The sequence below is a fragment of the Pseudomonas sp. UYIF39 genome (genome assembly GCF_029963765.1).
In the GTDB taxonomy this organism is placed as follows: domain Bacteria; phylum Pseudomonadota; class Gammaproteobacteria; order Pseudomonadales; family Pseudomonadaceae; genus Aquipseudomonas.
Genome location: NZ_JALBYU010000001.1, coordinates 196,147 through 222,333, shown reverse-complemented (window position 1 = coordinate 222,333; position 26,187 = coordinate 196,147). Strand labels below are relative to the sequence as shown.

General features: G+C 60.3%; 25 protein-coding genes. 14 read left to right on the top strand and 11 right to left on the bottom strand.

Features of this window, described 5'->3' with window-relative positions:
- Positions 1–199: 199 nt before the first annotated feature.
- From MO767_RS01155 to pedF, 4 genes are read right to left on the bottom strand one after another with little or no spacing between them, the layout of a single operon-like run.
- The gene (locus MO767_RS01155) at positions 200–1,138 is read right to left on the bottom strand and encodes a quinoprotein relay system zinc metallohydrolase 1 (RefSeq protein ID WP_282479038.1); all 939 of its coding nucleotides are present in this window, start codon (positions 1,136–1,138) and stop codon (positions 200–202) included.
- Positions 1,139–1,154: 16 nt separating this feature from the next.
- On the bottom strand, positions 1,155–1,916 hold the full coding sequence (locus tag MO767_RS01150) for a quinoprotein dehydrogenase-associated SoxYZ-like carrier (protein ID WP_282479037.1): 762 nt from the start codon (positions 1,914–1,916) through the stop codon (positions 1,155–1,157).
- Positions 1,916–2,791 carry a transporter substrate-binding domain-containing protein gene (locus MO767_RS01145; RefSeq protein WP_282479036.1) on the bottom strand — a complete coding sequence of 292 codons (876 nt, stop codon included), beginning with the start codon at positions 2,789–2,791 and terminating at the stop codon, positions 1,916–1,918. Before MO767_RS01145 ends, MO767_RS01150 begins: the two co-directional genes overlap by 1 nt.
- Positions 2,792–2,794: 3 nt before the next feature.
- Positions 2,795–3,256, bottom strand: a complete 462-nt coding sequence (gene pedF / locus MO767_RS01140) for a cytochrome c-550 PedF (RefSeq protein ID WP_282479035.1) — start codon at positions 3,254–3,256, stop codon at positions 2,795–2,797.
- A gap of 328 nt (positions 3,257–3,584) precedes the next feature.
- Between pedF and MO767_RS01135 the strand changes: the two genes are divergently transcribed.
- The 6 genes from MO767_RS01135 to MO767_RS01110 all read left to right on the top strand — a co-directional run bounded on the left by MO767_RS01135 (position 3,585) and on the right by MO767_RS01110 (position 8,703).
- Complete coding sequence (locus MO767_RS01135; protein WP_282479034.1) at positions 3,585–4,769, top strand: ABC transporter substrate-binding protein; 1,185 nt, start codon at positions 3,585–3,587, stop codon at positions 4,767–4,769.
- Positions 4,770–4,799: 30 nt separating this feature from the next.
- Entirely contained in the window at positions 4,800–5,774 is a 975-nt protein-coding gene (locus MO767_RS01130) for a YVTN family beta-propeller repeat protein (protein ID WP_282479033.1), read from the top strand.
- Positions 5,771–6,502: an ABC transporter ATP-binding protein gene (locus MO767_RS01125; RefSeq protein ID WP_282479032.1), complete on the top strand. Its 732-nt coding sequence runs from the start codon at positions 5,771–5,773 to the stop codon at positions 6,500–6,502. Before MO767_RS01130 ends, MO767_RS01125 begins: the two co-directional genes overlap by 4 nt.
- Positions 6,499–7,290: an ABC transporter permease gene (locus tag MO767_RS01120; protein ID WP_282479031.1), complete on the top strand. Its 792-nt coding sequence runs from the start codon at positions 6,499–6,501 to the stop codon at positions 7,288–7,290. Before MO767_RS01125 ends, MO767_RS01120 begins: the two co-directional genes overlap by 4 nt.
- 136 nt (positions 7,291–7,426) lie before the next feature.
- On the top strand, positions 7,427–7,984 hold the full coding sequence (locus MO767_RS01115; RefSeq protein ID WP_282479030.1) for a PQQ-dependent catabolism-associated CXXCW motif protein: 558 nt from the start codon (positions 7,427–7,429) through the stop codon (positions 7,982–7,984).
- Positions 7,985–8,040: 56 nt separating this feature from the next.
- Complete coding sequence (locus MO767_RS01110; RefSeq protein WP_282479029.1) at positions 8,041–8,703, top strand: response regulator transcription factor; 663 nt, start codon at positions 8,041–8,043, stop codon at positions 8,701–8,703.
- 163 nt (positions 8,704–8,866) lie between these two features.
- Here MO767_RS01110 and nahK read toward each other — a convergent pair whose 3' ends face one another.
- The 4 genes from nahK to MO767_RS01090 form a co-directional block, all read right to left on the bottom strand.
- Positions 8,867–11,464, bottom strand: coding sequence for a hybrid sensor histidine kinase/response regulator NahK/ErcS' (nahK, locus tag MO767_RS01105; protein ID WP_282479339.1), 2,598 nt, complete (start codon positions 11,462–11,464; stop codon positions 8,867–8,869).
- The gene (gene nosP, locus MO767_RS01100) at positions 11,433–12,599 is read right to left on the bottom strand and encodes a nitric oxide-sensing protein NosP (protein WP_282479028.1); all 1,167 of its coding nucleotides are present in this window, start codon (positions 12,597–12,599) and stop codon (positions 11,433–11,435) included. The genes nahK and nosP overlap by 32 nt, the downstream gene beginning before the upstream one ends.
- Positions 12,600–12,871: 272 nt before the next feature.
- The gene (locus MO767_RS01095) at positions 12,872–14,056 is read right to left on the bottom strand and encodes a porin (RefSeq protein ID WP_282479027.1); all 1,185 of its coding nucleotides are present in this window, start codon (positions 14,054–14,056) and stop codon (positions 12,872–12,874) included.
- Positions 14,057–14,266: 210 nt separating this feature from the next.
- Positions 14,267–15,073, bottom strand: coding sequence for a sulfite exporter TauE/SafE family protein (locus MO767_RS01090; RefSeq protein WP_282479026.1), 807 nt, complete (start codon positions 15,071–15,073; stop codon positions 14,267–14,269).
- 160 nt (positions 15,074–15,233) lie between these two features.
- On the opposite strand from MO767_RS01090, the gene MO767_RS01085 reads away from it, so the two are divergent.
- On the top strand, positions 15,234–16,097 hold the full coding sequence (locus tag MO767_RS01085; protein WP_282479025.1) for an MBL fold metallo-hydrolase: 864 nt from the start codon (positions 15,234–15,236) through the stop codon (positions 16,095–16,097).
- Positions 16,098–16,237: 140 nt separating this feature from the next.
- On the opposite strand, the gene bkdR is transcribed toward MO767_RS01085, so the two are convergent.
- Positions 16,238–16,726: a Bkd operon transcriptional regulator BkdR gene (bkdR, locus tag MO767_RS01080; protein ID WP_033054503.1), complete on the bottom strand. Its 489-nt coding sequence runs from the start codon at positions 16,724–16,726 to the stop codon at positions 16,238–16,240.
- Positions 16,727–16,911: 185 nt separating this feature from the next.
- Here bkdR and MO767_RS01075 point away from each other — a divergent pair, with 185 nt between their 5' ends.
- The 6 genes from MO767_RS01075 to MO767_RS01050 all read left to right on the top strand — a co-directional run bounded on the left by MO767_RS01075 (position 16,912) and on the right by MO767_RS01050 (position 23,764).
- Positions 16,912–18,147 carry a 3-methyl-2-oxobutanoate dehydrogenase (2-methylpropanoyl-transferring) subunit alpha gene (locus MO767_RS01075; RefSeq protein ID WP_134421677.1) on the top strand — a complete coding sequence of 412 codons (1,236 nt, stop codon included), beginning with the start codon at positions 16,912–16,914 and terminating at the stop codon, positions 18,145–18,147.
- 1 nt (position 18,148) lies between these two features.
- Entirely contained in the window at positions 18,149–19,207 is a 1,059-nt protein-coding gene (locus tag MO767_RS01070) for an alpha-ketoacid dehydrogenase subunit beta (protein ID WP_033054499.1), read from the top strand.
- On the top strand, positions 19,208–20,479 hold the full coding sequence (locus MO767_RS01065) for a dihydrolipoamide acetyltransferase family protein (RefSeq protein ID WP_282479024.1): 1,272 nt from the start codon (positions 19,208–19,210) through the stop codon (positions 20,477–20,479). It abuts the gene before it with no gap.
- A 3-nt stretch (positions 20,480–20,482) separates the two neighbouring features.
- Complete coding sequence (lpdA, locus tag MO767_RS01060; RefSeq protein ID WP_282479023.1) at positions 20,483–21,865, top strand: dihydrolipoyl dehydrogenase; 1,383 nt, start codon at positions 20,483–20,485, stop codon at positions 21,863–21,865.
- Positions 21,866–22,053: 188 nt separating this feature from the next.
- The gene (locus MO767_RS01055) at positions 22,054–23,073 is read left to right on the top strand and encodes a branched-chain amino acid aminotransferase (RefSeq protein ID WP_282479022.1); all 1,020 of its coding nucleotides are present in this window, start codon (positions 22,054–22,056) and stop codon (positions 23,071–23,073) included.
- A gap of 163 nt (positions 23,074–23,236) precedes the next feature.
- A complete protein-coding gene (locus MO767_RS01050) occupies positions 23,237–23,764 on the top strand; it encodes a serine acetyltransferase (protein WP_282479021.1) in 528 nt (175 codons plus the stop codon).
- Here MO767_RS01050 and MO767_RS01045 read toward each other — a convergent pair.
- Positions 23,749–24,666, bottom strand: a complete 918-nt coding sequence (locus tag MO767_RS01045; RefSeq protein WP_282479020.1) for a LysR substrate-binding domain-containing protein — start codon at positions 24,664–24,666, stop codon at positions 23,749–23,751. The genes MO767_RS01050 and MO767_RS01045 overlap by 16 nt on opposite strands.
- 105 nt (positions 24,667–24,771) lie before the next feature.
- Here MO767_RS01045 and MO767_RS01040 point away from each other — a divergent pair, with 105 nt between their 5' ends.
- Positions 24,772–25,380, top strand: coding sequence for a LysE family translocator (locus MO767_RS01040; protein ID WP_282479019.1), 609 nt, complete (start codon positions 24,772–24,774; stop codon positions 25,378–25,380).
- On the opposite strand, the gene MO767_RS01035 is transcribed toward MO767_RS01040, so the two are convergent.
- On the bottom strand, positions 25,377–26,141 hold the full coding sequence (locus tag MO767_RS01035) for a winged helix-turn-helix domain-containing protein (protein WP_282479018.1): 765 nt from the start codon (positions 26,139–26,141) through the stop codon (positions 25,377–25,379). The genes MO767_RS01040 and MO767_RS01035 overlap by 4 nt on opposite strands.
- Between the last annotated feature and the right edge of the window lie 46 nt (positions 26,142–26,187).

The following is a 26,187-nucleotide window of genomic DNA, read 5'->3' as shown; positions in this document are numbered from 1 at the left end:
TGGAACAATTGCCCGCAGTGCTGAGATTGCTAGTTCCTTAGTACCGGGTCGGAAAAGACGAACATCATCAATACTGTGGTCCACACCGATTCCCTGTGGGAGCGAGCTTGCTCGCGATAAGGCCAGTACATTCAACATTGATGTCGACTGTCAGACCGCTATCGCGAGCAAGCTCGCTCCCACAGGGGATTTGTGTGGGTCATTTGTTCGCGGCGGAATCGATCCGGGGCATCTGTGCGCGCTCATAGCGGGGATACAAATGGCTGACGCTGCGGATCAACTCGTAACGGCTCAGCGTGATCCCGGCAAACCGTTCGGGAATGGGGCTGCGGATCATCTCGGCCATGTCGCTGCCATTGGCGGCGCCATCGCGCATAAGCTGATCGAGCCAGCTCAGGTAGTCACGCATTTGCTCGAAGGGTTGTTGATCGCTGGCCACGGGGCCGTGACCGGGGACGATCAGCGTCCACGGCAAGCCTTGAAGGGTGGCGATGTCCGCCAGCCACACCGCCAGCCCCGGGCTGTTGGGCGTGGTCAGTGCCCGCTGGTAAAACACCAGGTCCCCGGCAAACAGCACGCCGGTTTTCTGGTCGAGAATAGCCAGATCCGCACCGGTGTGCCCACCCAGGCTCAGCAGGCGCAAATCGTGATTCCCAAAACTTCGCACGCCAGGTATCAGCGTCTCTGTCGGCAACACCACTTCAGTGCCGCGCATCCAGTCGCCCACCAGGCGATACATGTTCTCGGCCATGGCATCGCCCTGCTGATGCAGCAGCTCAGTAGTGCCGGCCAGCGCACCAATCGGCACGTCACTGAAGGCCTGGTTGCCGAGCACATGATCAGGATGATGATGGGTCAGCAGCACCTCGATCACCGGTTTGTCGGTGATCGAGGCAATCGCCTTGCGCATCGCTTCGCCGTAGCGTTTCGACGGCCCGGTGTCGATCACCACCACCCCCTGCTCGGTGACGATGAACGCCGTGTTGACGATGTTGCCGCCGTTGGCCTTGGCGAAATTGTCGGTGCTGCCTTCCAGCAGCCAGGTGTCTTCCGCGATCTGCCGGGGCCTGAGTGAGTAGTCGAGATCGGCCAGGGCCGGCAGGCTCAGGCTCATAAACAACAGCAGCATCCAGCGCATCACGCGCTCCTTTGGTTCAGGGTATGGCCGCATCGAATTGATTGCCGCTGTTGTCGCGTAGCAACAGACGCGTCTGCCCTGCTCCTTCGATATCAAAGGCCAGGCTGGGGTTTTCGCTGACGGCGGGAAACAGCTCCAGACGGGCCAGCAGCTGATCGTTCTGATCCCGCAGTTCGGCATGGTTGATGAAGAATTCCGGGATGCCGCTGACCATGCCGTTGTCCATCGGGTGCGCCACCTGCAAGCGCACGCGGCTGAATTCGCCACGGGGATAACGACCGCCCAGCACTTCGCCGATGTGCTCTTCCCAGCCTGGCTGAGTGCGCACCACACTCGGCGCCGTACAACCGCCGCCCGCCGCATCGATCAGCGTCGAGCCGACATGCCAGACCCCATCGCGGGTCAGTACCGCCGCGCGCAACGGCGTGGCCTGTTCGATACGGATGCGGATCGACAGCCACGGCAGCACCCGGTCCAGCGGCTGGAAATCGACGATTTTCGGCAAAGGGTTGAGTTCTGCCCAGGCGAGGATTTTTACCACTTCGCCCTTGAACGCTCGCGCATCGATTTCCAGCGGTACTTGCCGGGCGTCTTCGGCGAACGGCGGCGCCAGCAGCTTGACCCGCTCGTCGAACACGAACGGCGCATCGCCGAGCATTTGCTTGTGATAGAAGGCCCACATCACCGAGGGCACTGGGTCTTTGCCCGGGTCGATGTCCACGGCGTGCGCAGCGATGGGTAACCAACAGGCCAACAGACAAGCCGCTCGCCAGTTCACTATTGATACATCTCGGGCACGTCATAGCGCAGGCCGTAATGGCCATAAATGGTTTTGACAGCGCCCTCGCGGATCAAGGCTTCCAATGCCTCTTCCACGGCATAGGCCAGTTGACGGTTGCTTTCGTGCACCGCCATGCCGATCTCCCAGAGTTGCTTGCCCATGTTCGGGTAGGCGTTTTCCGCCAGAGCCACTTGCGGATCGTTGGCTTCGTGAACTTGCCAGTCGATCTCGCCACGCATGGCCATGACCGCGTCGACTTCACCGGCCTTCATGGCAGCGAACGCTTGAGGTACACCGGGATAGTGGTGGGTTTTGGCGGCGAGCATGCCGCTGAACACCGAGGTCAGGTAGAACGACGGCACGCTGTCGACTTCGACGCCGATCGGGTGGTGCTCGAACACGGCGACGCTGCCCACCGACTCCAGCCGGCGACGGTCATAGGCGACCTGCCATTGTTCGTTCTGGTACGGCCCAAACATCACCACATGGCCGTTTTCCAGCTCACCCAGTTCATTGCGTTTCTGCGCGTAGTCGCGGTCGTACGGCACGCGCATCATCAGGTCGGCCAGTTGCAGATCGTGCAACTGACTGGCGCGCCAGATGTAATCGCGCAGGTCGTCATCGAGCTTCTCGCCGGCCGGCGCCCAAATCAACGTCAGGCGCACACCGAGGGCCTTGGCCAAGGCCTCGGCAAGTTCGACGTCAACGCCACGGGCCTGGCCGGCGCCTTCAAAACTGTAGGGGGCGAAGTCCTTGTAGACCGCCACTTTCAGTTCCCCGGCGGCGATCATTTCGTCATAGGTACGGACCTGCGCCTGCACTGCCTGGCAGCACAGCAACACAGCACTGATCAACACAGCGAGCAGGCGCATGGGTTACTCCTCGACGTGAACGCTGTCCAGATAGGTGCGTACCGCCCACAAAGCTTCCTGGCTCAGGTAGTCGGCCATCTTCGGCATGTAGACCCGGCCGTCACGCACGGCGCCATGGCGCACGCGTTGGACGAACCACTCATCACCGGCATCAGCGACATCCAGCATGCGCAAATCGGGGGCGATGCCGCCGGATTTGGCTTCCAGGCCATGACAGGCCGCACAGTTCTGGTTGTACGCCGAGGAGCCGATTTCCAGGGCCTTATCATGTTCCGGCGAGGCGCGGTAAGGGTTCACCGATGCCCACCCATCTTCATCGACCGGCACGCCAGCGTCCTTGATCGGAGTCAGGCCTGGAGTTTCCACCGCTTGCGGCACCACATTACCGTGGGCCCAGACGGAACCTGCGCTGATAAGACCGGCCAGCAGACCGGCAACGAGTAAGGCGTTGCGTTTTGTTGTCATTGTTATGCCCTCTTGATTGCACGCAAAACCTCTTGGCAGAGGCTATGGCACCCATCTTAGGAACGGCTTCGCGCAAGCCCCATGCTGCTTTGGTGTTCGCCGTCTAGTTCCTTGGTAGTAGGGCTTGTGACGCACAGCTGAATCAGGTGCCGTACGGCAAGTATTCCCGGCAACCGCGGGTGCAACACTGATCGCCCCGATGGCGCGGGCAAGACCAACAACGGCGCGGGCGAGTTACTACCTTGGTACTGGCTCACTGGTACTTTCTGCATATTTCCTTCTGCCTCACAGCGTTCCTATGCTGGCGCTACCTGTAATGGAGTGCCTTATGCGCCAGCTTGCCCCTTACGCCCTGATCTACCTGTTGGCGATTGCCTGTGCCGCCGGGCTGGCGACCCAGAGCCAGGCCGCCGATGCGCCGTTGCAGGTGCAGATCGGCTACCTGGGCTATCGCCCTGATCCAGGCCCGTTGCTGTCGAACGTCATTCCCGAGCCGGTGGATGCCGGGCTGCGTGGCGCCGAACTGGCGATTACTGACAGCAACAGCACCGGGCGTTTCCTGAACCAGAGCTACAGCCTGGTCAGCGCCAACGTCGACAATCCGGATGCCTTGGTCGAAGAGGCCAAGGCTCAGCATGAACAAGGGCTGCGCCTGTTTGTCGTCAACGCACCGGCCGCCAGCCTGCGCCAACTCAGCGCCGTACTGCCCGACAGCTTGCTGTTCAACGCCGGCAGCCCCGACGACAGCCTGCGCACCACCGACTGCCTGCCAAACGTGCTGCACAGCCTGCCGAGCCGGGCGATGCTGGCCGATGCGCTGGCGCAATTTCTGGTGGTGCGCAAATGGCAACGGGCGCTGCTGATCGTCGGCCCGACCCCGGACGATCAAGCCTATGCCGCCGCGCTGGGCCGCGCGGCCAAACGCTTCGGCTTGAAACTGGTCGCGGAAAAAGCCTGGAGTTTCGACAATGATCAGCGTCGCAGCGCCCAGGCCGACATGCCGCTGTTCACCCAGACCGCCGAGTACGACGTGGTGCTGGTCGCGGATGAACGCGGCGATTTCGGCGAATACGTGCCCTATCAGACCTGGTACCCACGGCCGGTCGCCGGCACTCAGGGTCTGACCCCGGTGGGCTGGCACAAAACCGTGGAAACCTACGGCGCCGCCCAATTGCAGAAACGCTTCGAAGCCCTGACGGGGCGCTGGATGAATGACCGCGATTTCGCCGCGTGGATCGCCGTGCGCAGCATCGCCAGTGCCGTGAGCAAACTGCGTCAGGTCGATCCGATCGCGATCCGTACGCTTGAGATCAGCGATCAATTGCCGCTGGACGGCTTCAAGGGTCGCAAGCTCAGTTATCGGCCGTGGAACGGCCAGTTGCGCCAACCCATTCCCATCGTGCAGCCCCGGGCGCTGGTCAGTACGTCGCCCCAAGACGGTTTCCTGCACCCGTTCAACGAAATGGACAGCTTGGGCTACGACAAACCCGAGGTGAGCTGCCGCTTTCCCTGACCCGATAATTAAAACAACAAGGAATCTGCCATGCGTCGCACCCTGCTCTGCCGCTCCCTGCTTTTCTGGGCCCTGTTGCTCGCCGCCGGGCAGGCCGCGGCCAGCACCGCCTGGGTCTCCAACGAAAAGGACAACAGCCTGAGCCTGATCGACCTGCAGACCCTGCAGGTCACCGACACCCTGCCCGTCGGCCAGCGCCCGCGCGGTCTGCTGCTGTCCCACGACAATAAGCTGCTGTACATCTGCGCCAGTGACTCGGACCGGGTCCAGGTGATGGACGTTGCCACGCGCAAAATCATCAAGGAGCTGCCCTCGGGCAAAGACCCTGAGCAGTTCGCCCTGCACCCGAATAATCGCTGGCTGTACGTTTCCAACGAAGACGATGCACTGGTGACAGTGATCGACACCGAAACCTCCAAGGTGCTGAGCCAGATCAACGTCGGCGTCGAACCCGAAGGCATGGCCGTCAGCCCCGACGGCAAGTGGGCGGTGAACACCAGCGAAACCACCAATATGCTGCACTGGATCGACACCAGCACCCAGACCCTGGCCGATAGCACCCTGGTGGATCAGCGGCCGCGCTTCGTCGAGTTCACGCCGGATGGCTCCAAACTCTGGGCCTCGGCGGAAATCGGCGGCACGGTGACCATTCTCGACGTCGCCACCCGCAAGGTCCTCAAGACCCTGACCTTCCAGATCAAGGGCGTGCACCCGGACAAAGTGCAGCCGGTGGGGATCAAGCTCAGCGCCGACGGCAAGTACGGTTTCGTCGCCCTCGGCCCGGCCAATCATGTGGCGGTGATCGACGCCAAGACCTTCGAAATCCTTGATTACCTGCTGGTCGGCCGGCGTGTCTGGCAGATGTCGTTTACCCCCGATCAAAAGCAATTACTGGCCACCAACGGCGTCAGCGGCGATGTGTCGGTGATTGATGTCGACAGCCTCAAGGTCACCAAGTCGATCAAGGTCGGGCGCTATCCGTGGGGCGTGGTGGTGACGCCATGAACGCACTGGAAGTCAGCGAGCTGAGCTTTGCTTATGGTGCGAAAGAGGCATTGCGTCAGGTGAGTTTCAGCCTGGCACCTGGCCGTTTCGCTGCATTGCTGGGACCGAACGGCGCGGGCAAATCGACGCTGATTGCCCTGCTCACTCGACTCTACGATTTGCAGCGCGGTGACATCCGCGTCGGCGGTTGTTCGTTGCGCAACGCGGCGCGTCCGGCGCTCAAACAATTGGGGGTGGTGTTTCAGCAAAGCACGTTGGACCTGGACCTCAGCGTCGAGCAAAACCTGCGTTATCACGCCGCGCTGCATGGAATGTCCCGGCGTCAGACCGGCCTGCGGGTCGACGCCGAACTGGCCCGCCAAGCCTTGACCGAACGCCGTCGCGAGCGGGTCCGTGAGCTAAATGGCGGTCACCGCCGCCGGGTGGAAATCGCCCGCGCCTTGCTGCATGAGCCACACCTGCTGTTGCTCGACGAAGCCAGCGTCGGCCTCGACCCGGCCAGTCGGCTGGCGCTCAATCAACACATTCGCAGCCTATGCCGTGAGCAGAATATCAGCGTGCTCTGGACCACCCATTTACTGGATGAAGTGCAGCCCAGCGATGACTTGTTGATCCTGCATCAGGGCCGGCTGGTCGCCAGCGGACAAGCGGACGCCCTTAGCCTGGAGCACGGCGGGGACCTGGGTTCGGCCTTCACTCGACTGACGACCTCAGGAGCTGCCCAATGAACGCCTATTGGCAATGTTTCAGCGGCATCGTGCTGCGTGAATGGCTGCGTTTTGTGTTGCAGCGCACGCGGTTTCTCAGCGCTTTGGTACGGCCACTGCTATGGCTGCTGGTGTTCGCCGCCGGTTTTCGCGCCGCACTCGGGATCGCGATCATTGAGCCCTATGACACCTACATTCCGTATGAGGTGTACATCATCCCTGGTCTTGCCTGCATGATCCTGCTGTTCAACGGCATGCAAGGTTCGTTGTCGATGGTTTACGACCGGGAAATGGGCAGCATGCGCGTACTGCTGACCAGCCCCCTGCCCCGCACTTTCCTGCTGTGCAGCAAACTGTTGGCCACCTCGCTGATCTCGCTGTTGCAGGTCTACGCCTTTCTGGCGATTGCCTGGGTGTACGGCGTGCAACCACCGGCCATGGGGCTGTTGATCGCCTTGCCGGCGTTGCTGCTGGTGGCGTTGATGCTCAGCGCGCTGGGTTTGTTGCTGTCCAACGCCATCCGCCAGCTGGAGAACTTTGCCGGGGTGATGAATTTCGTGATCTTCCCGCTGTTTTTCCTGTCGTCGGCGCTGTATCCACTGTGGAAAATGCGCGAGTCCAGCGAGTGGCTGTACTGGTTGTGCACATTGAGCCCGTTCACCCATGCGGTGGAACTGGTGCGATTTGCCTTGTATGAACGCTTCAATCCGTTGGCGCTGGCGGTGTGTGTGGGGCTGACGCTGGTGTTCGCGCTACTCGCCGTGCTCACCTTCAACCCGCAACACGCCGCCTTACGCAAATCCACCTAACAACACGCTCCCACAGGGGATTTGTGTTGAACAGGCTGAAATTACTACTTTAGTACTGGTTTTCCTGTCTATCGTCGCATTCCAATCGCACCGAGACTGGCATGTAATAGGTTCATAACTATAAGGATTGAACCCCATGCCGCGTGCCCGACGTCGTCTGCTACGCCCTTCTCTCGTTGCGCTGTCGCTGAGCCTGTTACTGGGCGCCGCGCAGGCCGAAACACCGCTGTTTTCCGCTGACGGCTATCGCATCGGTCTGTACCGCAGCCCGACCCCGAATCAAGTCCAGGGCGCCGGCATCATCGATACCGCGGCCCTGCAAACCCTGCTGACCCAGACACCGCGTCCGGTGCTGATCGACGTCTACCGCCGCCAGTGGTTGCAAGGACGTTTCATCGAGGACCAGCCCCACGAAAACCTCCCCGGCAGCCATTGGCTGGCCAATACCGGCGACGGTGACCTGACGCCCGACTGGCAGGACTATTTTGCGCGTAAGCTGAACACATTGACTGCAGGTGATCTCTCGCAACCGCTGGTCTTCTACTGCCGCGCCGATTGCTGGCTGAGCTGGAACGCCGTGAAGCGCGCCGCCGCCATGGGCTATAAGACGCTGTATTGGTATCGCGACGGCCTGGACGCCTGGCAGGCCGCCAACCTGCCCGTGACGCCCGCCCAGCCCGAGCCCTTCCCCTGACCTTTACGCGTGCGAGTTGTTGCCACACCCTAATCAAAATAATGAGGTGAAAGGCTATGTACAAAATTCTGATTGCCGACGATCACCCGCTGTTTCGCGAAGCCATTCATAACGTCATCAGCGACGGTTTCCCCGGCAGCGAGGTGATGGAAACCGCCGACCTGGACAGCGCCCTGTTGCTGACGCAGGAACACGACGATCTGGACCTGATCCTGCTCGACCTGAACATGCCCGGCATGCACGGCCTCAATGGCCTGATCAACCTGCGCAACGAGGCGCCAACCATTCCGGTGGTGATCGTCTCGGCCGAACAGGACAAACAAGTTGTGCTGCAAGCCATCACTTATGGTGCGGTGGGTTTCATCACCAAATCCTCGCCACGGGTGCAGATGACCGAGGCCATCCAGCAGATCCTCAACGGCAATGTCTACTTGCCGCCGGACATCATCCGCACACAAAAATGCGGTACAAGGCGCATGAACGATGCCCCGAGCTTCCCACCTGAACTGCTCCAGGCCTTGACCCGCAAGCAGTTGCTGGTGCTCGAACGCATGACCAAGGGCGAGTCGAACAAACAGATCGCCTACACCCTGGAAATCGCCGAAACCACAGTCAAGGCCCACGTCTCGGCAATCCTGCGCAAACTCAATGTGCACAATCGGGTGCAGGCGATCTTGAGTGCCGGCGACATAGATTTCGGATCGTATTTGCGGCGCTGAAATGCACCCTCTGTAGCAGCTGGCGAAGCCTGCGTTCGGCTGCGCAGCAGTCGTAAATCCAGGCGGCGCAGTCCTCCTGACAAACCTCGGTGTCTGAATTCACGACTGCTTCGCAGCCGAACGCAGGCTTCGCCAGCTGCTACAGGTTCAGGATTGGCTCAGGTTATCGGGATTGACCGAGCAAGTGACTCATCGCCGTCTTGAGCTTCATCGGCCGCACCGGTTTGTGCATCAGGGTGTGGCCCAGTTCGCGGATCTGCTGCTTGAGTTCATTGCTGTAATTAGCGGTGATCATCATTGCCGGAATGGCTGAACCGCGACGGGCGTTGATTCGGGCGACGGCATCGACGCCGTTCTGATCGTCATTGAGGTGATAGTCGGCGATCAGCAAATCGGCTTCTTCGTGATAGTTGTCCACTTGCCGCGCCAGGTCCTGCTCCGACAGTGCCGTGACCACCAGACACCCCCACCCTTCGAGCAACGTGCGCATACCGGCGCAAATGGCCGCGTCGTTGTCCAGCACCCACACCCGCGCCCCACGCAGACGTTCAAGCATCGGCTCACTCATCAGCAGACTCGGCAGCGCCTTGGGTGCCGTGGCGCTGAGCGGCACTTCAACCGAGAACATCGAGCCCTTGCCCGGCCACGAACGCACGTGAATGCGGTGACCGAGAATCCCGGCGATTTTTTCGACGATCGCCAGGCCCAGACCTAACCCGCGATCCTGATCCGGACGCTGCACGTCACCGCGTTTGAATTCCTGAAAAATCTCCTCGAGGCGGTTTTCGGCAATGCCCATGCCGCTGTCCCAAACCTCGATCGACAGGCGCTGGTGATGACGCCGGCAACCCAGCACCACGCGACCGCTGTAGGTGTAGCGAATGGCGTTGCTCAGCAGATTTCGAAGAATCCTCGCCAGCAACTGAATGTCACTGCGCACCAGTGCCGAACAGGGAATGAAATGCAGCTCCAGGCCTTCGCTGCGAGCCACCTGGGTGTACTCGGCCGCGAGGTTTTCCAACAATTCGCTCAGGGCGAACGGCGCAATGTCAGCCTTGATCACCCCGGCATCCAGTTTGGAGATATCGACCAGGGTGCCCAGCAGGTTCTCCACGTCTTCCAGGGAGTTGCTGACATTACGCACCAAAATCGCATTGGCCACCGGCTCCCGCCGTTCAAGCAACGCGCTGGTAAACAGCCGCGCAGCGTTGAGCGGTTGCAGCAGGTCATGACTGACGGCAGCGAGAAACTTGGTTTTCGACAGGTTGGCCTGTTCGGCTTCGAGTTTGGCTTCACGCAGGCGAGATTCCGCCCGCCTACGCTCATCGATCTCGCGCAGCAACTGGTCATTGAGCGTGGTCAGTTCCGCTGTCCGTTCGCGCACCCGCAACTCTAGATTCTGATAGGCCTGGTGCAGCGCTTCAGCGGTGCGGCGGCGTTCGGTGATGTCGCGGATCAACACGAAAATCCCCACCACTTCCCCGGTGGCCAGGCGATTGGGTACGTAGGAGCGCAGCATGTAGCGCTCCTGGTTGTTGATGTTGGTTTCGGCGAACTCGAACGTCACGCTCTCACCGGCCAGGGCCCGGGCCACGTAGGCTTCCAGGCGCTGGTAATGCTGTTCGCTGTGGACTTCGCGCAGGCTCTGCCCAAGCATCACGCCCCGAGGCCAGCAGTACCATTCTTCATACACCTTGTTGGTGAACTCGTAGACCAGGTCGGCATTGAGGTAGGCAATCAGCGCCGGCACATGGTCGGTGATCAGGCGAATCCAGCGCTCGCTTTCGCTCAGCGCTTCGGCGTGTTGGTAGCGTTCAGTGATGTCGGTGAAGGTGTTGACGAAGCCGCCGGTAGGCAACGGATGGGTGCGGATTTCCAGCACCCGGCCATCGTAGAGACGCTGCTCGCATTCCTGCACGTGCCGCCCGTTTAGATCCCGACTGGCCGGGGTCAGCAGGTTCAACTCGCTGTCGCCGATCACTTCGGCAAACGGTCGATGAGCCGCCACCGGGGCCAGGCCGCTCAGTTCAAGGAAACGCCGGTTCCACAACTCCAGAATGCCCTCGGCGTTGACCATGGCCACGCCTTGGGACAGGTTGTCGACCGCCCGTTGCAACAAATGGGATTTCTGCGCCACCGCCTGCTCTCGGCGCACGGTTTCGCTGAGTTTGACGTCGGTAATGTCGGTGAACAGGATCACCCGCCCGCCTTCCTGGGTCGGCCTTTCGCTGACTTGCAACCAGCGACCGTCCTGCAGACGATAGAGCAGGTTTTCGTCGGCATGCCCGCGCGGCTCTTCAGTGAACAGCCCGGTGGCGGACATCAGCCGCTTGACCTCGGCCAGGCGCATGCCGGCGTTGATCCGCACCCGGCTGTTGCCCCAGAACGCCTTGAAACGGCTATTGAACAAGACGATTCGCTGGTCCGCATCGAACAGCACAAACGCATCGGAAATGCTCTCGATGGCATCGATCAAATGCTGATGCGCGGTTTCCGCCCGCAGGCGCGCCTCGCTGAGCAAGTGATTGCCCGACTTGAGTTCGGCCATGGCCTGGTTCAAGGCGTCGGTGCGCTCACGCACCTGCTCGGCCAGCACCACCGAATGCTGGAACGCCGCGTAGGGGTCATTGCCGCGGGTGATGCCCGACTCGATCCGCTCGATCAGCGCGCCATTGATGCGCTGCAGTTTGTGGTTGTCGCGCTGCAGGCTGGCGATCTGCGCCTGAAGATCAGCGATGTCCAGGGGACCGGCCTCGGGCAATGGCAACCCCGGTGAAGGTCTGGTTGATGTGCATGCCATTGAACTGTTCTCCGTAGGTGTTGAAACCCATCACCCGTTGGTCACGCAAAAACGTTCCGATCTGCTCCAGATTGCCGCCGTCTTCCAGTTCCAGACGCCTGAGAAAGCAGTCGCAGCCGATGGTCAGCAACAGATCGCCGAGGCGCTCCTGCAAGCCTTCGAACAGGGTTTGCAGATTCGGCAGCATCGGGCCGGGCGTCATGACGGTGAGGACGATGCCGTTTTCCACCGCGCAGTAGAAACTCAGGCTCAGGTCCGGGTGAACCTGCTGGATTGCCCGCACGTAATACTGATCGTTGATCCGCACGGCCAAAGGGTGCGCGGCGAAGATCCGATGATCGAGCTCCGCCACCGGTACACCGATGTGCCGGGCGTACTCCTCGGCGGCGGGTTCGGCGTTGAGTTCGAATACCCGGCGCGAGGCGCTGTCGGCTCCGGTGACCACCAGTTTTTCCGCCCGAGGCAGGATGTGGTGAGTGGTGAACACCTCGAAATCCAGCCAGGTATTGACCAGCACCACCACCGCCGCGCCGCTGTGGAACTCGCCATTAAAATAGACATGGGTGTGTGTCAGGTAATTGTCGTCGCCGGCCGAACCGCCGAAATGCGGGATATCGCCCAACGCCGCGCTCAGGGCCGCGAGGACCATTTCTTCACGACTGGACAAGCCATCGAGCAGGGTCAGGGCAAAGCTGTTGCCCTTGATCGGCGCCTGGGTGTTGCTGCGACAGCCACCGACCAGTCGCTCGACCATTTGCTGGGCGTCGATCAGGCTGAAGCGCTCCATCTCAGAGATCAGTTCGGCGTCGATGGAGAAATGCCGATGGTCGAAGCCCACCGCCGTCACGCAGTTGCGGCCATAGCCCAAGGGCGTGATTTCCCCGGCGCTGGTGCAACCGACCAGGCGAATACCACCGAAGCTTTGCTGCAAGGCCTGGCCCAGCGCCTGCAAATCGTACTCGGCGGAACAGAAGAACAGCACGAAGCCCAAGTGCGGGTGCAACAGTTGTCGCGCCAGCTCCTGCGCCACTTGCTGGGCATCGGTGGCCTGGGACATTGCACTGACCACACCTTCATCACTCTGGACCTGCTGCATCGTCGCCTCCCGCAGGTGCGCATGTATGAGGCACGAGTGTACGAAGCCTGTGAGCTGCGACGTATGCTACTTGGGTAGCGGGTAGGCGCTTCGATGGGATGAGTACAATTGTGACGGTCGAACCCTTGTGGCGAGGGGACTTGTCCCCGTTGGACTGCGCAGCAGGCCCCTGCGGTCGATGCGCAACCGAAGGGGGCCGCTGCGCGACCCAACGGGGCGATGCGGCGTTCCGACAAGTCCCCTCGCCACGGGTAAGCGGCGTCGCTACAGGGTTACCAGGTCAGTACCGCCCCCACCGCAAAGGTGTCGGTGTCTTCGTTCTGGGCATTGGTGTCATGGCCGTTAATCGCGAACTGGTTGTACTCGGCCACCAGCTTGAGGTTGTCGTTGACGTCATGGAACAGCGCGATGCCGCGTGTTTCGTAGTCCGCGCCGCTGCCGACCACGCCATTCCCATCGTCGTTGGTCTTGCCGTAAGACAAGGCCAGCCGGTTCTTGCCCAGTTTGTAGGAGCCCTGCAGCAGGTAACCGTCACTGTCGACGTTGCGCAGGGTCGGTTCGCCGGCGTTGTTGGTGAAGAACGGGTTGATGCCCTTGGCCTGGAAGCCGGAGCCGGTGAGCGACAGCCCACCCATCTTCGCTTGCACACCGTAGCCGACGCCTTTGGAGGTGACGGACTGGACGGTGGAATCGGTATTGTCCGACGTCTGGTAGCTGCCGTTGACCCAGCTGTAGATCTTTGCCCCGGCGAGGTCGAACTGATAGGTGATCTCGCTCTCGGTACGCGGGTTCTCCTGGTAAGCCTTGCCTGTCGGACTGCTGTCGTTGGTGTCCACCGGGTCCATGATCCCCACGGCCACCCTCAAACCTTCCATCACCGGCGTGCGGTAGGTGATCTGTGAAGTCGGGAACGGATAGGGATAACCCGTGCCGATGTTGCCGAACGACACCCCGCCACCGTCCACCAGCCCCAGGGTATCGCTGACCTGGCCGTAACCGGCGAGCATTTCATCCAGCAGAATGTTGGAACGGGCGAACAGGCCGAAGTCCTTGCCGATCAGCACTTCGCCCCACTCCGGGTTGGCCACGGTGCCGTAGAACTGCCGCACGTCGATGGCGGTGTCGGTGCCGTTGGTTTGGCTGTCGTTAATGGTCACCCAGAAGGAGGATCGGGCGCCGAGCTTGAGGTCATCGACCTGCTTGCTCATGTTGAAGCCCAGATAGTTGGGCAGAAACCCCATCTTCACACGCGCCTGTCGCCGGTCGAACTGGTCGCCGGCACGGTCCACTTTGCTGTTCACATAGAAGGCGTTGATGTAGCCGTCGGTGGAAAACGTGGTCTGGTCCTTGTCGTACAGCACGATCTCGGCCTGGGCCATCGAGCTCAAACCGAGGGTCGACAGACTGGCGATGAAGGCAGGCAAGAAACGATGCTTGAAGTTCTTATTGTTGTGCATGACGCGCTCCGCAGCGGGGGGACTGGATGTCGGAGGCGATTATCGAAACCTGACCGGCGGCGTCATACGCTGCCTTGGAGGCGGTTTTGAAGTGCTTTGGAGTGGCCGGTGATGCGCGGCAAGTTCGGTGTAAGACCGTCCGTCGGCGAGGCCCGGAACTTAAGGTGTACGCCTGTGGAACGGACTGGCGTCCACAGGAACCGGTACTCGCTAGACGCCCGCTCTGAACAGCATGTAAGCGGCGACCACGACACAGATGCTGGCGAAGCTGATTTGCAATCCTCGGGCCGGGACTCGCGCGCAAAGCTTTCGGCCAATGATCATGCCGACGATGCTTGTGACGATAAACGCCACGCCCAAACCGTCGATTCGCACCCCGGCGTGAAGCGCGCCGATCACGCCGATGGCGGAAATCAGGCTGATCACCATCAAGGAAGTGGCGACGATTCCGCGCATCTGCACATCGGTCAGCTGCTTGAACGCCGGAACGATCAGGAAGCCGCCGCCCACCCCGAGCAGCCCGGAGACCACACCGGTCACAGCGCCCAGAGCCGCGAGGGTCGCGGTGCACTTGGCGGTCCAGGAGAAACGCCCGGTCTGTTGATCGAGCATGCAGTTCTTCTGGCCCCAATTGGCGTGGCCGTGGTCGCTTGGACCTTCGTCCTGGCGCTCACGACGCAGCATCCGCCAGGCCACCATGACCATCAGCAGACTGAACAGGATCATCAGGATTTTTTCCGGCAACTGATGGGCGAAGTAGATGCCGATCGGCGAAAAAATCGCCCCCAGCAGGGCGATCAGCAACGCTGCGCGGTAGCGCACCAGGCCATGGCGCAACCCGTCAATGGCGCCGACAGCCGCCGCACTGCCCACCGCGAACAGTGCGACCGGCGCGGCTTGCGTCATGGTCCAGCCCAACCCCAATACCAGCGCCGGCACCGCAAGAATGCCGCCACCGGCCCCGGTCAAACCGAGTACCAACCCCATCACCACGCCAAAAAAACTCGCCAGCAACATAAAACACTCGTGATCTGCGAAAAAAGCCGGGAGCGCCCGGTATCGATGACTGACAGGATAGATCCCGCACAGCTTTTTTCATTAATTGAATTGATGCGGGCTGGTCAGCGTAGGGAAAATGAAACTACCCTCATGACTTGTCCAGAAAGAAACGGCCACCATGTCCGCCTTGATTGAAGCTTTTTTAGACCCTGCCTCGTCGACCTACAGCTACGTGATCTACGAACACGATGGCGGTCAATGCGCGATCGTCGACCCGGTGCTCGACTACGACCCCGCCGCCGGACGGACCGCCACCGTCCAGGCCGACAAGATCATCGCCTTCGTTCGTGAGCATCAGTTGCAAGTGCAATGGCTGCTGGAAACCCACGCCCATGCCGATCACCTTTCCGCCGCGCCTTATCTGCGTCGGGAACTGGGCGGGAAGATTGCGATTGGTCAGTCGATCAGCAAGGTTCAGGGCGTGTTCAAGACCCTGTTCAACCTTGAGCCGGAATTTCGCAGTGATGGTTCGCAGTTCGACCATCTGTTCGCGCCGGACGAATCGTTCCGCATCGGCAATCTGAAAGCCACGGCGCTGCATGTTCCCGGCCATACGCCAGCGGACATGGCCTATCTGATCGACAGCGATGTGATTTTGGTGGGCGATACGCTGTTCATGCCGGACGTGGGCACCGCGCGCTGCGACTTTCCCGGCGGCAACGCCAACCAGATGTTTGCCTCGATTCGCAAATTGCTGGCTTTCCCTGCCGGCGTGAGACTTTATGTCTGCCACGATTACCCGCCTGAGGGTCGTGAACCGCAGTGCATGAGCACGGTGGGCGAACAGCGCAAAAGCAACATTCACATGCATGACGGTATCGACGAAGCCGCGTTCGTCGCCATGCGCACCCAGCGCGATGCGGGGTTGGGCATGCCGACGCTGTTGCTGCCAGCGATCCAGGTGAATGTGCGGGCGGGAAATTTGCCGCCGGCCGAGGGCAATGGCGTGACTTACCTGAAAATCCCGATCAACAGACTCTGAGTTTCCCCTCGTAGCAGCTGTCGAGCACCGCGAGGCTGCGTCCGAGGTTTACCTGAAGGAACGGGTTTTCAGGTTCTACGACTGCTTCGCAGCCGAACGCTGCCTCGCGGTGCTCGACAGCTGCTACAGGGGGTTTGCGTTTAGTTGTTGAGGGTCAGCCCGTTGGCCGGCAACGGCAGCGCAGTTTTATAGCGCACCTGCTTGAGTGCAAAGCTCGAACGGATGTTGGCGACGCCGGGGACTTTGGTGAGGAAGTCCATCATGAAGCGCTCCAGCGACTGAATGGTCGGCACCAGCACCCGGATCAAATAGTCCGGGTCGCCGGCCATCAAGTAGCACTCCATCACTTCCGGGCGATCCGAGATCGCTTCCTCGAAGTGCTGCAACGCCTCCTCCACCTGTTTTTCCAGGCTGACGTGAATGAACACGTTCACATGCAGCCCCAGCAGCTCGGCATCCAGCAGCGTCACTTGCTCACGAATCAAGCCCAACTCTTCCATCGCCTTGACCCGGTTGAAGCACGGGGTTGGAGACAGGTTGACCGAGCGTGCGAGGTCGGCATTGGTGATGCGCGCGTTCTCCTGAAGGCTGTTCAAAATGCCGATATCGGTACGGTCCAGTTTGCGCATGAGACAAAACCACCTGTTTTTTATGTTTATGCAGATTTTTTATCCTCAAATGATCGCCAACGCAACGAAACAGAGAGAAATATTCTTCTTGGCCCGGCCTATGATTGTTGTAGGACAAGAATTCTTTTATCGAAGAATGACGGTCAGCTCACTACAAGAAATTCACAAGATCGAGCGTAGAAGCCATGAACCAAGCGTACGAACCGCTGCAACTGCACGTTCCCGAACCATCGGGCCGTCCTGGCTGCAAAACCGACTTCTCCTACCTGCGTCTGACCGACGCCGGCACGGTGCGCAAACCCCCAATCGACGTTGAACCGGCCGACACGGCTGATCTGGCCAAGGGCCTGATTCGCGTGCTCGATGACGAGGGCAATGCCCTCGGTCCTTGGGGCGAAGGCGTGCCGGCCGAGATCCTGCGTAAAGGCATGCGCGCCATGCTCAAGACGCGGATCTTCGACAACCGCATGGTGGTCGCCCAGCGTCAGAAAAAAATGTCGTTCTACATGCAGAGCCTTGGCGAAGAAGCCATCGGCAGCGCCCAGGCCCTGGCCTTGAACATCGACGACATGTGCTTCCCCACCTACCGTCAGCAAAGCATTTTGATGGCGCGTGAAGTACCGCTGGTGGACCTGATTTGCCAATTGCTGTCCAACGAGCGCGATCCGCTCAAGGGCCGCCAGCTGCCGATCATGTATTCGGTCAAAGATTTCGGTTTCTTCACCATTTCCGGCAACCTCGCCACCCAATTCGTACAAGGCGTGGGCTGGGGCATGGCCTCGGCGATCAAGGGCGATACCAAAATCGCCTCGGCCTGGATCGGCGACGGCGCTACCGCTGAATCCGACTTCCACACCGCCCTCACCTTCGCCCACGTTTACCGTGCGCCAGTGATCCTCAACGTGGTCAACAACCAGTGGGCAATCTCCACGTTCCAGGCGATTGCCGGTGGTGAAGCCACCACGTTCGCCGGTCGTGGTGTCGGTTGCGGCATTGCGTCCCTGCGGGTCGATGGCAACGATTTCGTCGCGGTATACGCCGCCTCTGCCTGGGCCGCCGAACGCGCCCGCCGCAACCTCGGCCCGACCATGATCGAATGGGTCACCTACCGCGCCGGTCCGCACTCGACTTCTGATGATCCGTCCAAATACCGTCCTGCCGACGACTGGAGCTACTTCCCGTTGGGCGACCCGATTGCACGCCTGAAACAGCACCTGGTGAAAATCGGTCAGTGGTCCGAAGAGGAACACGTCGCCGTCAGCGCCGAACTGGAAGCCGAAGTGATCGCCGCGCAAAAAGAAGCCGAGCAGTACGGCACCCTCGCCGGCGGCCAGATTCCAAGCGCCGCGACCATGTTCGAAGACGTCTACAAAGAGATGCCGGAGCACTTGAAGCGCCAGCGTCAAGAGTTGGGGATCTGACATGAACGATCACAACAATAAAATCGAGTTGGAAACCGCCATGACCACGACCACCATGACCATGATCCAGGCCCTGCGCTCGGCCATGGATGTGATGCTTGAGCGTGACGACAACGTCGTGGTGTTCGGCCAGGACGTCGGCTACTTCGGCGGCGTGTTCCGTTGCACCGAAGGCCTGCAGAACAAGTACGGCACTTCCCGGGTGTTCGATGCGCCGATCTCCGAAAGCGGCATCGTCGGCGTCGCCGTCGGCATGGGCGCCTACGGTCTGCGGCCAGTGGCCGAGATTCAGTTCGCCGATTATGTTTACCCGGCGTCGGACCAGATCATTTCCGAAGCCGCCCGCCTGCGTTATCGCTCGGCCGGCGAGTTCACAGCACCGATGACTCTGCGCATGCCTTGCGGCGGCGGCATCTACGGCGGCCAGACCCACAGCCAGAGCATCGAAGCGATGTTCACCCAGGTCTGCGGTTTGCGCACGGTCATGCCGTCCAACCCTTACGACGCCAAAGGCTTGTTGATCGCCTCCATCGAAAACGATGACCCGGTGATCTTCCTCGAGCCAAAACGCCTGTACAACGGCCCGTTCGATGGTCACCACGAACGTCCGGTAACCCCGTGGTCGAAACACCCGGCTGCACAAGTGCCTGACGGTTACTACACCGTGCCGCTGGACGTCGCCGCGATTACCCGTCCGGGCAAGGACGTGACCATCCTGACTTACGGCACCACCGTTTACGTGTCGCAAGTTGCGGCTGAAGAAACCGGCATCGACGCTGAAGTCATCGACCTGCGCAGCCTGTGGCCGCTGGACCTGGACACCATCGTCAAGTCAGTGAAGAAAACCGGCCGCTGCGTGATCGTTCATGAAGCGACCCGCACCTGCGGTTTCGGCGCCGAACTGGTCGCCTTGGTGCAAGAGCACTGCTTCCACTACCTGGAAGCGCCTATCGAACGCGTCACCGGTTGGGACACTCCCTACCCGCACGCACAAGAGTGGGCGTATTTCCCTGGCCCGTCCCGAGTGGGCGCGGCTTTGCATCGGGTTATGGAGGTCTGAATGGGCACGCACGTTATTAAAATGCCGGACATTGGTGAAGGCATTGCAGAAGTTGAATTGTCGGTTTGGCACGTCAAAGTTGGCGACATGGTCGTCGAAGATCAGGTACTCGCCGATGTCATGACTGACAAGGCAATGGTCGACATCCCGTCGCCGGTGAACGGCAAGGTGATTGCGCTGGGCGGTGTGCCCGGCGAAGTCATGGCGGTTGGCAGCATCCTGATCAGCATTGAAGTCGAAGGCGCGGGCAACGTTAAAGAGTCGGCTCAGCCTGCGCCTGTTAAAGAAGCGCCGGTTGCGGCGCCGAAAGTTGCAGCCGTAGTTGAAAGCAAACCGGTCGTTTCTCCGGCACCGCGAGCTGCCGTATGCCAAGGTCCGATGGTTGCTCGCGATGCTGATGAGCGTCCGCTGGCCTCCCCGGCCGTGCGCAAACATGCACTGGACCTCGGCATCCAGTTGCGTCTGGTGCGTGGCACCGGCCCTGCCGGTCGCGTGCTGCACGAAGACCTCGACGCCTATCTGGCCCAGGGTCAGCAGCCGCAATCGACCATTTCCGCCGCTTACACCCAGCGTAACGACGAAGAACAAATCCCGGTCATCGGCATGCGCCGCAAGATCGCCCAGCGTATGCAGGACGCCACTCAGCGCGCTGCTCACTTCAGTTACGTCGAAGAAATCGACGTCACCGCCGTGGAAGAACTGCGCACTCATCTGAACGAAAAACACGGCGCGACCCGCGGCAAGCTGACCTTGCTGCCATTCCTGGTCCGCGCACTGGTCGTTGCCCTGCGCGACTTCCCGCAAATCAACGCCCGTTACGACGACGAAGCGCAGGTCATCACCCGCCTCGGCGCGGTGCACGTGGGCATCGCCACCCAAGCCGACATCGGTTTGATGGTGCCGGTGGTCCGTCACGCCGAAACCCGCAGCCTGTGGGACAGCGCCGCCGAGATCTCCCGTCTGGCCACCGCCGCGCGCATTGGCAAGGCCAGCCGCGATGAATTGTCCGGTTCGACCATCACCCTGACCAGCCTCGGCGCCTTGGGCGGTATCGTCAGCACCCCGGTGCTGAACCTGCCGGAAGTGGCGATCGTGGGCGTCAACAAAATCGTCGAACGCCCGATGGTCGTCAAAGGCCAGATCGTGATTCGCAAGATGATGAACCTCTCCAGCTCCTTCGATCACCGCGTGGTCGATGGCATGGACGCGGCGCAATTCATCCAGGCCATTCGTGGCTTGCTCGAACAACCCGCCACCCTGTTTGTGGAGTAAGTCATGCAAACTCTGAACACCACGCTGCTGATCATCGGCGGCGGACCTGGCGGTTATGTGACGGCGATTCGTGCCGGCCAGCTGGGCATCTCGACCATTCTGGTTGAAGGCGAATCCCTGGGCGGTACGTGCCTGAACATCGGTTGCATTCCGTCCAAGGCGTTGATCCACGTCGCCGAACAGTTTCACCAGACGCAGCACCACAGCCTGCACTCGGCGCTGGGCATCAGCGTTTCGGCGCCGACCCTCGATATCAGCAAGAGTGTCGAGTGGAAGGACGGCATCGTCGATCGCCTGACCACGGGCGTTTCGGCGCTGCTGAAAAAGAACAAAATTCAGGTTATTCAAGGTTTTGCGAAAGTCATTGATGGTAAAACCGTAGAAGTCGGCGACACGCGCATTCAGTGCGAGCACCTGGTGCTGGCCACCGGTTCGAAAAGCGTGAACCTGCCGATGCTGCCGATTGGTGGCCCGATCATCTCCTCCACCGAAGCTTTGGCGCCGACGTCCGTGCCGAAACGCCTGATCGTGGTCGGTGGCGGTTACATCGGTCTGGAGCTGGGGATTGCCTATCGCAAGCTCGGCGCCGAGGTCAGCGTGGTCGAGGCTCAGGATCGCATCCTGCCGGCCTACGACGCCGAACTCACACAGCCTGTGCATGACGAACTGAAAAAGCTCGGCATGAAGCTTTACTTGAAGCACAGCGTCCAAGGCTTTGATTCTGTTAGCAATACACTGCAAGTGCTTGACCCGAATGGCGACACCCTGAACCTGGAAACCGATCAGGTACTGGTGGCCGTCGGCCGCAAACCAAACACCCAGGGTTGGAACCTCGAAGGTTTGAACCTGGACATGAACGGCTCGGCGATCAAGATCGACAACCGTTGCCAGACCAGCATGCGCAATGTGTATGCCATCGGCGACCTGAGCGGCGAACCGATGCTCGCGCACCGGGCCATGGCTCAGGGCGAGATGGTTGCCGAGCTGATCAGTGGTAAATCCCGCGAGTTCAACCCGACTGCCATCGCCGCCGTATGCTTTACCGACCCGGAATTGGTGGTGGTCGGCAAGACTCCGGACGACGTCAAGGCAGCGGGTCTGGACTGCATCGTTTCCAGCTTCCCGTTTGCGGCCAATGGTCGGGCGATGACGCTGGAATCGAAAAGCGGCTTCGTGCGGGTTGTCGCTCGTCGGGACAATCACGTGATTGTCGGCTGGCAGGCGGTCGGTGTGGGCGTGTCGGAATTGTCGACGGCGTTCGGTCAGAGCCTGGAAATGGGCGCCCGACTGGAAGACATTGCCGGCACCATCCACGCGCATCCGACGCTCGGCGAAGCGGTACAGGAAGCGGCGCTGCGAGCCCTTGGCCACGCGCTGCATCTCTAAAACCAGACGCAAACCCTAGTAGCAGCTGTCGAGCAACGCGAGGCAGCCGCTACATCGGGTGCATCGATGGTCGCAGAGATTGAATTCCGGCTGCGAAATGGGCCCGGAATGAAGTATTGTTGTCCCCATCCAGAAAAACGTCAGAAGCCTTGAACCGTTTCGGCGGTTGTTAAGCGATAGAGGGTGTCATGGGTAACGAAAGCATCAATTGGGACAAGTTGGGTTTTGACTACATCAAGACAGACAAGCGCTATCTGTCGCACTGGCGTAATGGCGAGTGGGATAAAGGCACCCTGACCGAAGACAATGTGCTGCACATCAGCGAAGGATCCACTGCCCTTCACTATGGGCAGCAATGCTTCGAAGGGCTGAAGGCCTATCGTTGCAAGGACGGTTCGATCAACCTGTTCCGCCCGGACCAGAACGCCGCACGCATGCAACGCAGCTGCGCGCGACTGCTGATGCCACAGGTGTCCACCGAACAGTTCGTCGAAGCCTGCAAGGAAGTTGTCCGCGCCAACGAGCGTTTCATCCCGCCTTACGGCACCGGCGGCGCGCTGTACCTGCGTCCGTTCGTGATCGGCGTGGGTGACAACATCGGCGTGCGTACTGCCCCCGAGTTCATCTTCTCGATCTTCGCCATTCCGGTCGGTGCCTACTTCAAGGGCGGCCTGACCCCGCACAACTTCCTGATCTCCAGCTACGACCGCGCCGCCCCACAAGGCACCGGTGCAGCCAAGGTCGGTGGTAACTACGCGGCCAGCCTGATGCCAGGTTCCCAGGCCAAGAAAGCCCACTTCGCCGACTGTATCTACCTGGACCCGATGACCCACACGAAAATCGAAGAAGTCGGTTCGGCCAACTTCTTCGGGATCACCCACGACAACAAGTTCGTGACCCCGAACTCGCCCTCGGTCCTCCCGGGCATCACCCGTCTGTCGTTGATCGAGCTGGCAAAATCACGTCTGGGCCTGGAAGTGGTCGAAGGCGACGTGCTCATCGACAAGCTGTCCGACTTCAAGGAAGCCGGTGCTTGCGGTACTGCCGCGGTGATCACCCCGATCGGCGGCATCAGCTACAACGACAAACTGCACGTGTTCCACAGCGAAACTGACGTCGGCCCGGTCACCCAGAAGCTCTACAAAGAGCTGACGGGCGTACAGACCGGCGACATCGAAGCGCCAGCGGGCTGGATTGTCAAGGTTTGATTTGACGGGGCCTGTCCCCACGCGGCACATAGCCCATTCATCGCTTTGGCGATGGGTGGGTTTTTTATTGCAAAAAGAATAGCGATTCAGGGTCCGTAACCATTCCATAGCTCACTTGTTAAACTAGCCCATTTTTCAGAGCCGTAAGGCTAGGGGCAGCGCCGTGAATTTAGAAACTTTGACGATGCATTGGAAATCGGAAGTTTCAAACAAGAACAAACCGGGAAGTCACTTCGGCCTGATAACCAACATTCTTAAACGAACCAGAAAGAACAACACGCTTAGGTACTTGTTTGTATTTAGACTTGCGCAGTATTTAAATTCTCGAAACGGTTTGTTCCGCGTTTATGCGAAACGATTGGAAAGGAAGATCAATCTAAAGTACCGGGTTGAAATAAGTATTGATGCCAAGATAGGGCCCGGCTTTCGTATCGGCCATTTGCCTAGGGTCGTCATCACTGGCCATGTTCAGATCGGCCGAAATTTCTTTATCCGTCAAAATACCACCATTGGCATAAAAACCATGGGGTTGTCTGTATATGATCTCAAGATCGGCGATAACGTAAGTGTTGGGGCAAATAGTTGCATCATCGCGAACACCCTCTCAATTGGTGATAACGTTACTATCGGGGCCATGTCCTTCGTCAATAAAAACATCCCTGAAGGCGCAACTTTTTATAACGCCAGATAATCGTGAGGTCTCTGGAGGGTGTCCTGAGTAATCCGAGCAAACAACCACTCCAAAAACACCCGTGTCTGCACCGTCACATCCGGCGCGACACCGTAGTAATAACGCGGCAACGGCATTCGCAATTCGGGCAACGGGCAGATCAGGCGACCGCTCGAGAGATGGGTGCCCAGCAAAGAGGTCGGGCACAAGGCAATGCCCTGTCCATCCACGGCGGCCTCCAGCACCAGGTGCATGTGATCAAACTGCCGGGTGACCTGAGTGGCTGACTGGGTTTGACCAAAATGCAGTGCCCAGTTGTGCCAATCTTCGCGACGCGCCTTGGCGGTCAGTAACGTGTGCTGGCTCAGGGACGTGAGGTCTTCAAGGGCCTGGCGTTCGATCAGCGAAGGTGCCGCGACCAGCAACAGTTCGTCTTCGAAGAGGGCTCGCGCCTCAATCGCCGGCGCCCAGTCGTCACGACCACGGCGAATGACGATGTCGAATCCGTCGCGCGAATGATCGGGCGCCTGGGTTTGAGTAATCACTTGCGGTTTGATGTCCGGGTGCTGCGCAATGAAATCCTCCAGTCTGGGCGCTAGCCAAAGCATCGCAAAGGACGGACGGACATTAATCTTCACGGTCGGCAGCGAGGCATGTTGCTTAAGCGCAGCGGCGGCGTTGGCAATCTGCGCCAGCCCGGCGCTGACCTGCTCATAAAAGCGCTGACCGGCCGGCGTCAGCACCGATTGCCGGATACGCCGCTCGAACAGCAGCACACCCAGGTGCTCCTCAAGCAATTTGATGTGCCGGCTGACGGCACTGTGACTGACATGCAGCTCTTCGGCCGCCAGGCTGAAACTCTGATGACGAGCAGCAACGGCGAAGGCGCGAACAGCATTAAGCGGCGGTAGTGGATTTATCATGCGTCTAATTTAGTCACATATGCAGCGCAATTAAAGCGTTTGTCAGGCCCACGTCGTCACGCCAATCTGCTCGCACGCAGCCAGCGCCACCTGACGGAGCAAGACATGAACAGCTATGGACTCTTTCTACTGTTTGCCACCCTGACCATTTTGAGTCCGGGGCCTGGCGTGGTCCTGACCCTGTCCAACGCGGTACGCCACGGCTGGACCGGGGCAGTGCCGGGCATTCTGGGGATCGCGTCGGGAGCTTTTATCGTCGCCGCCATCAGCGCCACCAGTGTCGGCCTGATCCTCAGCACCTCCGCCAACGCCTTTACCGCGTTGAAGTACGCAGGGGCCGCCTATTTGTTGTACCTGGGCTACAAAAGCTGGCGCTCGGCTGGTTTCAATACGCTGCTTGAAACACGCCCCTCAAGCCCGGGCTACCGCTTCCTTGAAGCGGCTTCGATCCAGCTTTTGAACCCCAAGGCCGTGTTTTTCTTTCTGGCGGTGTTCCCGCAATTCATCGACACCTCAGCGCACTTCACCACCCAGTTTTTCAAGCTGGTCGCGTCCTACGGCGTACTGGTGATCCTCGTGCATGGCAGCTATGCCTTGCTCGCCAATGCCGCCAAAGGCTGGTTATCCAGCCCGAAGGGTTCCTGGCTGGCGGCGAAAGTCTCGGGCGTGACCTTCGCCGGTTTCGGCGTGCTGATGGCCTCGGCCAGTCGCTAAGGCGCAGAACTGGCGTTCGCGCGACGCCGGGTCTCGGTGAATCCGGGTTGTGCTGTCGATACCTGAACCGGCAGTTCAACGGCAAACCGGCTGCTGAGTTCCTTTCGCCCCGTCGCCGTCAACGCCAGCGCGCGGCTGTCCAGGTCCTGGGTCACCCATTTGCGCTTGATCGCCGTTTGCATTAACGCCGCCCCCAACGAACCGCCCAGATGCGGCCGACGCATGCTCCAGTCCAGACATGGGCAGGCGAAGCGGCGGCGCAGCGTGCTCAAGTCCTTGACCTCAATACCCAACCCTTCAAACAACGCCTCGCCGCCGTCGCTCAGCTGATAGACCTGTTCATCGGTTTCCAGCAGCCACCCCGCTTCGATCATCCGGTCATGCAGCAGCACGGCCAACGTGCCGGCCATGTGGTCGTAGCAAGTACGGGCGAATTGCAGGCGATCCGGGGTGCGCGGATTGAAGGTCGGCGCGGCGTTCTGGCCGATCACCATCAACGCTTCCAGCGCCTGGGCGACGCGCTTGTCCGTCAGGCTGTAATAGCGATGTCGGCCCTGCACGTGCAGCCGCACCAGCGCCAATTCCTTGAGTTTGGCCAGGTGCGCGCTGGCCGTGGAGGCGCTGACCTCGGCAATCGCTGCCAGCTCGGTGCTGGTGCGGGCGTGGCCGTCCATCAGCGAACAGAGGATTTTCGTCCGGGCCGGTTCCGCGATCGCCGCAGCCACCTGAGAGACGCCGATGTCGTGCTGTTCTACGTTCATATTTCGCTCCCGGACGAATCAAGGCCCTTTCGGACTGGAGATAGTA